The sequence below is a fragment of the Negativicutes bacterium genome (genome assembly GCA_021372785.1).
In the GTDB taxonomy this organism is placed as follows: domain Bacteria; phylum Bacillota; class JAAYKD01; order JAAYKD01; family JAAYKD01; genus JAJFTT01.
Genome location: JAJFTT010000004.1, coordinates 31,162 through 43,298, shown reverse-complemented (window position 1 = coordinate 43,298; position 12,137 = coordinate 31,162). Strand labels below are relative to the sequence as shown.

Here is a 12,137-nt window from a genome sequence, read left to right as displayed (position 1 = left end):
TACTGCGGTGAGATTCTCCTTCTGCGCAAAGCAGGCGCAGCAGCCTTTGGCAAGTAATTTGAAGCTGTCAGCCGACAAGGAAGAGATTAAAGAATTGGAATTTTGTTCAGGTTGAAAGAGTTCCGCTGGATTCTGTGAAAAAGTTATTTCAAACAAAGGAGACCCAATGAAAAAACTAATTATTGCCGAAAAACCAGCGATGGCGGCCGATATTGCCAAAGCCCTGGGGGGATTTCAAAAAAAAGCGGGCTATTTTGAAAAAGAAGATACGCGGCTGACCTGGTCTGTCGGACATTTGGTGGAATTGGTTCCTCCGGAAGTCTATACCCCTGCCTGGAAGCGTTGGCGTGCCGAAACCTTGCCGATGATCCCGGAGACATTTCAATTGCAGCCCTCCAACAGCAGGGAAACCCAGTATCAAAAAATCATGCAATTGCTCGGTGATCCTACTGTGGAGCTTTTAGTCAATGCCTGTGATGCCGGTCGGGAAGGGGAGTTGATTTTTCGTTATCTCGTTACAATGGCGGGCTGCCGGACAGCGATCAAGCGACTTTGGATTTCTTCTCTGACTGCCGCCGCCATCCGCCAGGGTTTCGCAGAAGTGGATCGGCAAGCCAGCAATGAAAAGCGCTACTTCGATTTATACCAGGCGGCGCGCTGCCGCTCCGAAGCGGATTGGTTGGTGGGGATGAACATTTCCCGCGCCGTGACGATCGGTCAGCGCCAACAGGGACTGCGGGAAGTATTTTCCGTCGGACGCGTGCAAACTCCAACGCTGGCTATCCTGGTCAAGCGGGAAGATGAGATTGCGCAATTCCAACAGGAAAAATACTGGCAACTGTCGGCCTGGTTTCAGGCGAAAAGCGGCGCCTATCAGGGTCAATGGTTTTCCTTGAAAGAAAACCGTTTTCCTGATCCGGCTGCCGCTCAACGCATCGCCGATCAAATCAAAGACAAAACAGGTGTCGTGCTCAGCTTTGCAGTCAATCAGAAAAACGAACCGGCTCCCATGCTCTATGATCTGACGGCACTGCAGCGTGAGATGAACCGGCATTATGGGTATGCCGCCTCAAAAACCCTGAAAATCGCGCAGACCCTCTATGAAAGGCATAAACTGATCACTTATCCCAGAACGGATTCCCGCTATTTGACACCCGATTTGATTCCCAGTTTTGCTCAGCGGCTCAGCGCGATCAGCGGCGGCTGTTATGACGAGAGCCTCAAAAAACTGGAACATCAAAAACTGCCGGTCAGCGGAAGATACGTCAATCAGGCAAAAGTCCGCGATCATCACGCTTTGATTCCGACCGAAACGAAAGTCAATTGGACAGCTTTGACTGCGGAGGAAAAAAAAGTCTTATGCGCCATCCAGCAAAGCTTCATCGCTATGTTTTTTCCGGATGCGGTTTGGCAGGAGAAAGAAGCCGTCACCCAAGTGGAAGCAGAGACTTTTCGCAGTAAAAGCCGGAATTTACTCGTCAGGGGCTGGCGCAGTGTGGCGGATTCCGAAAAAACAACCTGGGAAAAAGAAAATGACCTGGCGGATTTACAGCCGCAGGAAACAGTCAGAGTCATCTCCGCTTCGATCACGGAAGGGATCACGCAGCCGCCGAAGCGTTTTACAGAAGGAACCTTGCTGGGTGAGATGGAGCATGCCGGCAAACAATTGGAATCAGAGGCTTATCAGGAAGCGATGAAAGATCACGGTCTCGGTACCCCCGCCACCCGCGCCGCCATTATTGACCGCCTGAAAGAGATGCGTTACATCACAGCAATGGAAAAGCAATTGAAGCCGACCGGTAAAGGCATGGCTTTAATTCATCATCTGCCGGTAGCCCCTTTGCGTTCCGCCGACCTGACCGGAGAATGGGAATATAAACTGCTGCAAATTCAGGAAGGCAGCTATCAACCGGCAGCCTTTATGGCGGAAATGCAGCAGTTTGTCACCGCTGCGGTGGACGAATGCCTGAGAGCAGAAATGATGAATGCGGAAGCGGAAGTACCTCTTCTGCAGCTGGCGGCAGAAAAAGCGGAACAAACAGAAATGGCGTCAGGAAGCACAGCGATCGCGGCGAAAAAAGCGGAACGTATCCCGGCCAAAGGCAGCCGCAAGGCAGCCCGGGAGCTCTTACCGCAGCTGCAATGTCCCCTCTGTCAGGCTAAAATCCTGGAAAATAGCAAAGCCTACTATTGTCAGAATTGGAAAGGTCAGCCGCCCTGCGGTTTTACGCTTTGGAAAACGGTGGCCGGAAAACAGCTGACCGCCAAGCAAATTGAAAAACTGCTGCGTAAAGGAGAAACCGGAATTCTGCGCGGTTTCGTCTCGGCCAAAAAAAAGAAATTTTCCGCGAATCTGCGTTTAGAAAATGGTAAAGTCGTTTTTGATTTTACTCAAGCTGAGCCAAAGTCCAAAGCAAGTAAAAAAACAAGCGAACCGGCAGACAAATAAATAATCGGCGGCGCGCCGGCAACTGTCAACGGCTCAATCCAAGGCTGCCATGCGGACGGTCAGGCTCTATCCGCAGCAGAATCCCCTTTTATCCTGCATAATAATATATGGACAAGGCAACCAAAGTATGATAGTATTGAACCCATCAAAAGCCGGGATCAATCGCAGCCCGCTTTTGCAATCAATGCCGAAGTGGTGGAACTGGCAGACGCGCTACGTTCAGGGCGTAGTGAGCAATCGCTCATGCGGGTTCAAATCCCGCCTTCGGCACCATACGTCGGGATGGCGGAACTGGCAGACGCGTACGTTTGAGGGGCGTATGGTTAACACCGTGTGGGTTCAAGTCCCACTCTCGACACCAGATGGGGCTCTGGCAAATACCAGAGCCCATTTCCTTAATTGTGAATGCATAAATATACATGATAATTTATACTTATGGAGGCGGAAAGGCGTGGCGGAACGGTTACTGGATATTAGAAACTTAAGTACTTATTTTTACACCAGTGAAGGTGAAGTAAAAGCGGTCGATGGAGTGAGTTTTCAGATCAACGAAGGTGAAACCCTGGCTGTCGTGGGGGAATCCGGCTGCGGCAAGTCTGTTACCAGTTTATCCGTCATGCGTCTGATCCCCTGGCCGCCAGGGAAAATTGTAGGCGGCGAAATTCTGTTTAATGATCGGGATATTCTGAAGATGTCGGACGAGGAAGTGCAAAAAATCCGCGGCAATGAAATTTCCATGATTTTTCAGGAACCGATGACTTCTCTGAACCCGGTTTATTCGGTTGGCTTTCAAATTTCGGAAGCCCTGGAATTGCATCAGCATCTGAGCAAAGCACAGGCCTGGGAAAAATCGATCGAGATGCTGCGCCTGGTGGGCATTCCGCTGCCGGAAAAACGGGTCGCCGAGTTTCCGCATCAGCTTTCCGGCGGTATGCGCCAACGGGTGATGATTGCCATGGCGTTAGCCTGCAATCCCCGACTTCTGATTGCGGATGAACCGACGACAGCCCTGGATGTGACCATTCAAGCGCAGATTCTGGACCTGCTGCGTAAATTAAAATCCGAGTTGGGTATGGCGATACTGCTGATTACGCATGATTTGGGTGTGGTGGCCGAAATGGCGGAACGTGTTGTCGTGATGTATGCCGGTAAAGTGGTGGAGGAAGGCGATGTGGTCAGCATCTTCCATCATCCGCTGCATCCCTATACGGCAGGCCTCTTGGAATCCATTCCAAAATTACAAAGCCAAAGCAACGAAAAACTGCATGTGATCGAAGGGGTTGTGCCAAATCCGGCACATCTGCCGCAAGGCTGCCGTTTCAGCCCGCGCTGCCCCAGAGCCAGCGAGCCGTGTTACCGTGAGGAACCGCCTTTGCAGGCAGCAGGCAGCAGACGTCTTGCCTGCTGGAATGTGAAACTATCATAAGGAGAGAGCCCAATGTCAAATGAAATTTTACTGGATGTTCGTCACCTCAAGACTTATTTTCCCATCAAAAATGGGCTGTTTTCCAAAGTAACCGGTTATATCAAAGCGGTGGATGACGTCAGTTTTCTAATTCGTAAAGGAGAAACACTGGGTTTGGTAGGAGAATCCGGCTGCGGTAAAACGACGACCGGAAAATCTATTCTGCGGCTGAACGAATATGCCGTGGGAGAAGTTTTCTTTGAAGGTCAGGATATCATGAAATTGAATCGCGATGATATGCGGAAAATTCGCCGTGAGATGCAGCTGATTTATCAGGATCCTTATTCTTCGCTGAATCCGCGCATGAGCATTGGCGACATCATAGCGGAACCTTTGGAGATTCACAATATATGCAAAGGTGCCGAACGTGACAAGAGAGTCAAAGAATTGCTGAGTGTCGTTGGTCTTTCGCCCTATCATGCCAGACGTTATCCGCATGAATTTTCCGGCGGTCAACGGCAGAGAATCGGTATCGCCAGAGCTTTGGCCCTGAATCCGAAATTGATTGTCTGTGATGAGCCGGTCTCTGCCCTGGATGTCTCCATTCAGTCGCAGATCCTCAATCTCTTAGACGAATTACAGGATGAATACGGCTTAACTTATTTATTCATCGCGCATGGCCTGGCGGTGATCAAACACATTTCCGACCGGGTAGGCGTGATGTATTTGGGAAAAATGGTCGAAATTTGCAGCAGCGAGGAATTATACGGCAATCCGCTGCATCCTTATACCGAAGCGCTGATGTCCGCCATTCCCATTCCGGAACCCGGTTTGGAGCGTCACCGCATTTTGCTGGAAGGCGATGTGCCCAGTCCGGTAAATCCACCCGGTGGCTGCCGGTTTCATACGCGCTGCAGAAAAGCATTTGCCAAATGCCATGAAGTCGAACCGGAATTGATCGACGTAGGCAACGAGCACCAGGTTGCCTGCCATTTATATACGATCGGCCAGACAGCCGAGACGAAATCATGATCACGGAGAGAAGACCTCTCTCCGTGATTTTCTTAGTGCTCAGGAAAGAAAGAGATATGAATAATTTAAGAATTTATCATCAGCGAAAAGGAGAATAGCAGAGCATCAAGAACTAAAAACACTGGCAAGGTTCTGTCTGTCCGATCCGTTTGACAGACAACAGCTTTTTTTGTAATCAAATGAATTCAAACGATTTGAGACTCAGGGATGGCGGTGGATGATAATGAACAAATTCCGGCGATTGATTTTATTGACGATACTTACACTTCTCTTAGCTGTACCGCAAACTGCGTTGGCCGCAACACCTTACACAGCCGATTGCAAAGCTGCGATTTTAATGGACCAGGAGTCGGGTCAAATTTTATTGGAACAGAATGCCAACGAACAGTTAGCGCCTGCCAGTATCACAAAAGTGATGACCATGTATGTCGCCATGGAAGCGCTGATGAATAGCAAGATTGCTTTGACCGATGTGGTAACCGTCAGCAAAGAGGCCTGGGAAATCGGCGAGTCTTCCATGTTTCTCAATGTCGGTGATAAAGTGACCGTCGAGCAACTGCTGCAGGGCTTATGTGTTGTTTCCGGCAATGATGCGGCGATTTGTCTGGCAGAGCACATCGGCGGCAGCCTGTCAGGTTTTGTTGCGATGATGAATGCCCAGGCAAAAGAACTAGGTATGACTCATTCCCACTTTGCCAATCCGCATGGCTTGGATGCGAAAGATCATTACATGTCAGCGGCGGACATTGCTGCGCTCTGCAGCCAGCTTTATAAAAACCATCCTCAAGCCGTAAAATATTTCTCCCAAAGCGAACTAACCTATGGCGATATTACACAAGCCAACCGAAATCCGATGCTGGGCAAATACCCCGGCGTGGACGGGATCAAAACCGGTTTTACCGATAATGCCGGTTATTCCATCGCAGTCAGCTCTCTGCGCAATGACTGGCGCCTGATCGCAGTGATTATGGGCGCCGAAAGCGAAGAAACAAGGGTAGCCGAGGCAGGCAATTTATTGGATTATGGCTTTCGCAATTTTGATCGTTATGTGGCCGGCAAAAAGGGCAGTATTGTGACAAACGTGGCGGTACGGCGCGGCCGGGTAAACAGCGTGGATTTGCTCTTGGCGGAAGATGCAGCCTGTATCATAGCCAGAGGAGATCAGGAAAATGTAGTAGTTACGAATCAAATTATGGAAATTACAGCTCCTTTTACACAGGGGCAAGCCTTAGCTGCCATGGACATTTCCTACAAGGGGGTTCATCAAAAGACGGTTGACTTAATTGCCGCGAATGAAGTGGCAAAAGCAAACTTTTTTAAAGTGATCTGGCAGGAAATTTATGGTTTTTTCAGCGGATTGATTCATTTTGGATAAAAAGTTGTGGATTTTCAAAAATGAATGTGCTATAATATTGACATTGCGCCCGTAGCTCAGTGGATAGACCGCCAGGCTCCGGACTTGGAAGCGAGGGTTCGATTCCCCCCGGGCGCACCAAAATAATCACAGGCGGATTGATCGAAAAATCAGTCCGCTGTTTTTTGGATTCCATGCTTCCTACGCTCTGCCGCTAAGTTTGGTTTTGAAAGTGCAGCCAGACCGTAACCTTCCCTCTAAAACGCTGACAGTGGCAGAAAATGGGGATTTGTTCTAAAAGAACAAATCGCTTTCGCGAACCCTTGATTTTCTCACATCTCTTTAAAATAACACTTGCCGAAGACTGGTAGATGCGATATACTTAAATTCGGGAGGTGCCTTAGGATGGATATCTACGACCGGATTCTAAAAATCTTATTAATCATCGCGGGTGTGGTTTTTATCCTGCTCGGAATCGTTTTGCTGGTTGGAGTCGGCATGTTTATTCCCGGATTTTTGGATGAATTGTTCTTACTCGGCTTGTTTCTGTTGGTCGGCAACTGGCTGGTCAACTACCGCGATGCTTCCGGCAAAGAAAATTTTATCGTCAGAGAATTGCGAAAAATTGCACTTGGCGTCTTCTGCCAGGAAGTCGTCGGACAAGTCGTGGAGATACGCGATTATGATGCCTCTTTTATTTTAAAAGATCAAAAGAATACCTATCGCTTTCCCCTGAGCGTGATCAAAGAAAAAGATCGCCGCTATTTTGATGACTGGCTGGGCGGCGGACCGGAAGTACGGCTGAAAATATATATTAATTTCATTAGCCGACAAGTGACATACTACGAAGTGCTGGCTTTTTAAACGGCTGAAAAAGCAGCGCCTGCTTGCGTTCAAAAAGATTTCATGCTATACTTTCACTGTACGTAAGCAAGAGGTCGGTTCCTTTTTTCGAAAAATCCCAATGTATACGGTCAGGCTGTCTTTTGAGTTGACAAGAGGCAGCCATTTTCTATAGGAAGGCGGAATTCGGATGCGTTATTCCCTGGCTGTTTTTGTTGCGAAGCTAGCCGCAGGCACGATTCGCAGGCTGAAGCTGGGAGGAGGTACTTCTTTTCCCGGTCAATTGGCCAATCAAATTGATCCTGCCTGTCTGTCGGAACTGAACCGACGATTGCCCCTGGGCAGCATTGTGATCACGGGCACCAACGGTAAAACAACGACTGCAGCTCTGATCAGCGCTGTCCTGGAAGAAAATAGGATCAAAGTGGTTCATAACAAAACAGGAGCCAATTTGCTGCCCGGCATCACGGCATCATTTTTAAAATCCACCGATCTATTCGGTCATCTGCATCAGGATTGCGCCGTAATTGAAGCGGACGAAGCGGCTTTTCCGCTCTTGTGTCAGGCGATCACACCAAAGATCGTCATTGTAACTAACTTTTTCCGTGACCAATTGGATCGTTTTGGCGAACTGGATAAAACGGTTTCTTTTATTCGGCGCGGTCTGACCGCGCTGCCGGCGGGCACAACCGTATTTTTAAATGGCGATGATCCCATTGTAGTTGGTCTGGCCGGCGTGCAAGGCTTAGATTATCATTATTTTGGTATTGATGATGAGAAATTTGGACGTCAAAGCATGGAGCAGACTGCAGAAGGCAAATATTGCCCACGCTGCGGCGCCATGCTGACCTATGAGCGCTATTACTATGCCCATCTGGGTATTTACCACTGTCCTGCCTGCGCTTTTGAGCGCCCGCCGCTGGATCTGTTTGCCACTAAAATTCGCCTGAAGGGCTTGCTGGGCAGCGAGTTTTCCATTCAAAACGCAGCCGGCCGCGCAGTGCCGGTCGAATTCCAATTACCGGGTCTCTATAATGTCTACAACGCGTTGGCAGCGTGGTGTGCGGTAGAAAAGATGCAAATACCGCCGCAGCGGCTGGCAGCAGGGATTGCCGCCTTTCGGCACGCTTTTGGCCGTATGGAACGGCTGGAAGTAGCCGGCCGCAGCGTGATCATGGCACTGGTGAAAAATCCAACCGGCTGCAATGAGGTGATCCGTACTTTCTTACAACAGGAAGGGCAGTTGCATCTTTTATTGGCCCTGAATGATAATTATGCGGATGGAACCGATATTTCCTGGATCTGGGATGTGGATTATGAACAATTGCAGACAGCGGCCGACAGGCTCGCCAGCCTGACATTCAGCGGTAGCCGGGCCTTCGATATGGCGCTGCGGCTCAAGTACGCCGGCCTCAGTCTGGAGAAGGAACAGGTGATTCCCGACCTGGCAACCGCACTTGCCGCGGCGGTGCAGCTAACACCGGTGGGCGAGATGCTGCTGATCATGCCGAATTATACCTCTATGCTGGGCTTGCGTTCGATTCTGGCGGAACAAGGCTATGTACAGCAATATTGGGAGGAATAGTCATGAATTTTAAAATTGCGCATCTGTATCCCAACCAAATGAATCTTTACGGAGACAAAGGCAATGTGATCGCTTTGGCCCGACGAGCCGAATGGCATGGTTTACAGCCGCAGGTGATCACGCTGGCGCCGGGTGAGACCTTCGCTCCCGATGACTTTGACCTGCTCTTTATTGGCGGAGGACAGGATCGGGAGCAAAAACTGATCTGCCAGGATTTTCAGGAAGTCAAAAAAAACTGTTTGATTGATGCGGTCGAAGACGATATGGTGATCCTGGCCATCTGTGGCGGCTATCAATTGCTGGGCAAATACTATCAGGTGGATGAAAAGCAAATCATTCCGGGCATCGGAATTTTGGATGTCTGGACGGTTGCCGGCAGCAAGCGCCTGATTGGCAATGTGCTGATTGAAAGCAATACGCCAGGCGGCAGGCTCGTTGGCTTTGAAAATCACAGTGGCTTGACCTACCTCGGACCGACAGCAAAACCCTTGGGCAAAGTGATTGCCGGTTATGGCAACAACGGGGAAGACGGCTGGGAAGGCTGCATTTACCGGAATGTTTTTGGTTCCTATCTGCATGGTTCTCTGCTGCCTAAAAACCCGGCACTGGCAGATTATCTGCTGCAATTGGCTCTGCAGCGGCGCAAAATTGATTGGAAATTTAAGACATTAAACGACGAAATTGAACTGTCAGCCCATCAAGTTGCGGAGAAAATCGCCAAACAGGCGAAAAAAAATCCAGGAGTTTGATGAAAAAGTGAAAATAACTATTGACGAACCGAAATTCTTAGGATATAATACTTTCTGCTTGGACGAAACCAGTAAGGAATGGAACTGTGGTGTAGCGGCCTAACATGCCTGCCTGTCACGCAGGAGATCGACGGTTCAAATCCGTTCAGTTCCGCCAGGCTATGGCACGGTAGCTCAGTTGGTAGAGCAGCGGACTGAAAATCCGCGTGTCGCCAGTCCGATTCTGGCCTGTGCCACCATTCTCGCGCGGAAATAGCTCAATTGGTAGAGCGCCACCTTGCCAAGGTGGAGGTTGCGGGTCCGAGTCCCGTTTTCCGCTCCAATTTTTCTTGGTATGGCGGCATCGCCAAGTGGTAAGGCAAAGGTCTGCAAAACCTTTATTCCCCAGTCCGAATCTGGGTGCCGCCTCCATATTAATTTATGCCGGGATGGCGGAACTGGCAGACGCAAGGGACTTAAAATCCCTCGATCCAAAAGATCATACCGGTTCGATTCCGGTTCCCGGCACCATTTTCCCGCGGAAATAGCTCAATTGGTAGAGCGCCACCTTGCCAAGGTGGAGGTTGCGGGTCCGAGTCCCGTTTTCCGCTCCAAACGATGGGGGCGTAGCTCAGTTGGTATGAGCGCTACCTTGACACGGTAGAGGTCACGTGTTCGATCCACGTCGCTCCCACCATTGTTGATTCCGGAGCTGTCCTGAACAGCTCTTTCTTTTATCGTTTCGGGGCGTAGCGCAGCTTGGTAGCGCGTTTGGTTCGGGACCAAAAGGCCGGAGGTTCGAATCCTCTCGCCCCGACCACAGGAGTATTATACGAACTTTCGCTTTTGGGAAGGTGGTTTTGCCTTTACAATTAAGCTAGGTTCGTAAGCAGAAGAAGCGACTAAGATATAACATATCTTTGTCGCTTTTCTTATGTACCCATATTTTCTCTCGATGCAGATAGGAATGGATGAAAATGAATTGCTCAAAAAAGAGAGATTATCTATACGATCATCCGGACGTCACCCTGACTGGCGGGTATTGAATTAAGTCAAAAGGGAGCGTAACATTTCAGAAAGGGGCTACAGGACACTTAAGAATATAGAGATGGCCGGATAATGCTGTCGATCATGATCGGATCAAGGATTTGGAAAAGTGATCCGAATCAGGGTGAGAGATGATTTTTTTAAGGAAGTATTGGTAGCGTCTGCCTACCTTTGCAGGAAATGACGTATACGCGTCACTTGAAGAATAAGCAGCGAATCTGCTTACGATATATGACGAAAAAAAGCGCTTTGTTGATGGTAAAAAAGAAATTGCAGCACTTAGGTTCCTCAATTTCCTTGACAAGCATGATGTCCTGTGTGCGGATCATCTGAAATTGATTGCTGATCATTCCGGCTGTACTGACAATTCCGATTGCAGAATCTGATCAGGACAAAAAAAGGATGCTTCGGATTGTTGGGAATTGGATTGACAGCTAATTTTGAGATGGAATCGGATCGGGAGGGGCTGTGTCGAAGGATAGAGCTACTGCCGGTTTTCAGATATATTTTTTCTTTTTAAAGAGCCAGAGGCAGAGTAGAACAGTGAGTATACTGATCAGAATTACTGCAGGATAACCATATTGCCAGTGCAGCTCCGGCATATGCACGAAATTCATGCCATACCAACCCACGATAAAGGTCAGCGGGGTAAAAACCGAAGTGATAATCGTGAAAACGGTCATAATATTGTTTTGCCGCAATTCGATGCTGGAGCGGTAGACTTCCCGGATTTGCATAGAATATTCCCGGATGCTCTGCGTATTGTTCTTCAGCCGCTCTGTGCGTTCCGCAAACAATCGGAAGAGATATAAGCGGTTGATCTGAAAACAGTTATTTTCGTTGTTGTGAAAGGTATGGGCAATTTCGATAATTTGGGTATAACAATTCAATAAGGTGAGCAATTCCTTATGACAAACAATCATTTTCTCGTTGAAGTTTTCCAGGTTGCCGGCCAAGACGGCGTCTTCCAGATTTGAGATGCGTTCCTCCAGTTCTTCCAGGACATCGATGTCATCACCGGTCAGATCGTCAAAAAAGTCAAACAAAAAGCGTTCAGGAGAGATCTGCTGCCAATTTTTCGTTTCGACTATACATTGCAGCAGAGGCAGAACGGTGTTTTTATCATCCACAAAGACAATCCTGCCGGGTTTTATATAGTAGACGAATTTTTTATCATCTTCTGTGTCAGACAGATTCGGCATAAGAAAGGTACCGAGATAATAATCAAAATGAGATTCGACTTTGCTCAAACGGATACTGTCAAAATCAACCACACGCGGTTCTGCAAAACCACAGACTGTTTTATAAAGGGAAAACTCACGGGAGTCCATCACTAAGATATATTTCTCTGGCCAGACGGACAGATCGGCTGTCTCCATCGGGATGAGGTAATGCTCACCGTATCCGTATAACTTCATGCCTCTTCACTACTTTCCGGCTTTTTTTTGAGTATAACACGAACGAAAATAGAAACACAAGAGAAAAAAGTAAAAATTTGCCGATTTTTACGGATAGTGGATTGCCAGGCACTGCGGCTGAGCCGATAGAATGATTGTTTTACAGATGAGATGAAACTGCCTTTCTCCTCAACAATCCTGAGAAGCCCGATTTTTGACGAAACAGATTTTTTCTCTGTGGCTGCTCTTGATTTTCAGATTGACTCATGCTATACTATCTCCCGTTGCAAGGCTTGC

At 48.6% G+C, this 12,137-nt stretch carries 8 protein-coding genes and 11 tRNA genes; 18 read left to right on the top strand and 1 reads right to left on the bottom strand.

Annotation, left to right across the window (positions count from 1 at the left end):
- Positions 1–166: 166 nt before the first annotated feature.
- From LLG09_00505 to LLG09_00420, 18 genes are all read left to right on the top strand, one after another.
- Positions 167–2,449, top strand: a complete 2,283-nt coding sequence (locus tag LLG09_00505; GenBank protein ID MCE5195605.1) for a DNA topoisomerase 3 — start codon at positions 167–169, stop codon at positions 2,447–2,449.
- Between the two features lie 186 nt (positions 2,450–2,635).
- A tRNA-Leu gene (locus LLG09_00500) sits at positions 2,636–2,722 on the top strand.
- Between the two features lie 3 nt (positions 2,723–2,725).
- A tRNA-Leu gene (locus LLG09_00495) sits at positions 2,726–2,810 on the top strand.
- A 90-nt stretch (positions 2,811–2,900) separates the two neighbouring features.
- Positions 2,901–3,875: an ABC transporter ATP-binding protein gene (locus LLG09_00490; protein ID MCE5195604.1), complete on the top strand. Its 975-nt coding sequence runs from the start codon at positions 2,901–2,903 to the stop codon at positions 3,873–3,875.
- A gap of 12 nt (positions 3,876–3,887) precedes the next feature.
- Positions 3,888–4,886, top strand: coding sequence for a dipeptide ABC transporter ATP-binding protein (locus LLG09_00485; GenBank protein MCE5195603.1), 999 nt, complete (start codon positions 3,888–3,890; stop codon positions 4,884–4,886).
- Positions 4,887–5,103: 217 nt separating this feature from the next.
- Positions 5,104–6,261 carry a D-alanyl-D-alanine carboxypeptidase gene (locus tag LLG09_00480; GenBank protein MCE5195602.1) on the top strand — a complete coding sequence of 386 codons (1,158 nt, stop codon included), beginning with the start codon at positions 5,104–5,106 and terminating at the stop codon, positions 6,259–6,261.
- Between the two features lie 45 nt (positions 6,262–6,306).
- A tRNA-Arg gene (locus LLG09_00475) sits at positions 6,307–6,381 on the top strand.
- Positions 6,382–6,645: 264 nt separating this feature from the next.
- Positions 6,646–7,104 carry a hypothetical protein gene (locus tag LLG09_00470; GenBank protein ID MCE5195601.1) on the top strand — a complete coding sequence of 153 codons (459 nt, stop codon included), beginning with the start codon at positions 6,646–6,648 and terminating at the stop codon, positions 7,102–7,104.
- Between the two features lie 169 nt (positions 7,105–7,273).
- Positions 7,274–8,668: a Mur ligase family protein gene (locus tag LLG09_00465; GenBank protein MCE5195600.1), complete on the top strand. Its 1,395-nt coding sequence runs from the start codon at positions 7,274–7,276 to the stop codon at positions 8,666–8,668.
- 2 nt (positions 8,669–8,670) lie between these two features.
- Positions 8,671–9,417, top strand: coding sequence for a glutamine amidotransferase (locus LLG09_00460; GenBank protein ID MCE5195599.1), 747 nt, complete (start codon positions 8,671–8,673; stop codon positions 9,415–9,417).
- 80 nt (positions 9,418–9,497) lie between these two features.
- Positions 9,498–9,574: transfer RNA gene (locus LLG09_00455), tRNA-Asp, on the top strand.
- A 6-nt stretch (positions 9,575–9,580) separates the two neighbouring features.
- Positions 9,581–9,656 (top strand) — tRNA-Phe (locus tag LLG09_00450).
- A 7-nt stretch (positions 9,657–9,663) separates the two neighbouring features.
- Positions 9,664–9,739, top strand: a tRNA-Gly gene (locus LLG09_00445).
- Between the two features lie 14 nt (positions 9,740–9,753).
- Positions 9,754–9,828, top strand: a tRNA-Cys gene (locus LLG09_00440).
- Between the two features lie 11 nt (positions 9,829–9,839).
- Positions 9,840–9,927, top strand: a tRNA-Leu gene (locus LLG09_00435).
- Between the two features lie 7 nt (positions 9,928–9,934).
- Positions 9,935–10,010 (top strand) — tRNA-Gly (locus LLG09_00430).
- 6 nt (positions 10,011–10,016) lie between these two features.
- Positions 10,017–10,093, top strand: a tRNA-Val gene (locus LLG09_00425).
- 46 nt (positions 10,094–10,139) lie between these two features.
- Positions 10,140–10,216 (top strand) — tRNA-Pro (locus tag LLG09_00420).
- Between the two features lie 724 nt (positions 10,217–10,940).
- On the opposite strand, the gene LLG09_00415 is transcribed toward LLG09_00420, so the two are convergent.
- Positions 10,941–11,861: a cobalt transporter gene (locus LLG09_00415; GenBank protein MCE5195598.1), complete on the bottom strand. Its 921-nt coding sequence runs from the start codon at positions 11,859–11,861 to the stop codon at positions 10,941–10,943.
- Positions 11,862–12,137: the final 276 nt, after the last annotated feature.

Bases quoted from the DNA above. Each gene is read 5' to 3' on its own strand.
- LLG09_00480 (MCE5195602.1), top strand. From the start codon at position 5,104: ATGATAATGAACAAATTCCGGCGATTGATTTTATTGACGATACTTACA.
- LLG09_00415 (MCE5195598.1), bottom strand. From the start codon at position 11,861: ATGAAGTTATACGGATACGGTGAGCATTACCTCATCCCGATGGAGACA.
- LLG09_00460 (MCE5195599.1), top strand. From the start codon at position 8,671: ATGAATTTTAAAATTGCGCATCTGTATCCCAACCAAATGAATCTTTAC.
- LLG09_00505 (MCE5195605.1), top strand. From the start codon at position 167: ATGAAAAAACTAATTATTGCCGAAAAACCAGCGATGGCGGCCGATATT.
- LLG09_00470 (MCE5195601.1), top strand. From the start codon at position 6,646: ATGGATATCTACGACCGGATTCTAAAAATCTTATTAATCATCGCGGGT.
- LLG09_00465 (MCE5195600.1), top strand. From the start codon at position 7,274: ATGCGTTATTCCCTGGCTGTTTTTGTTGCGAAGCTAGCCGCAGGCACG.
- LLG09_00485 (MCE5195603.1), top strand. From the start codon at position 3,888: ATGTCAAATGAAATTTTACTGGATGTTCGTCACCTCAAGACTTATTTT.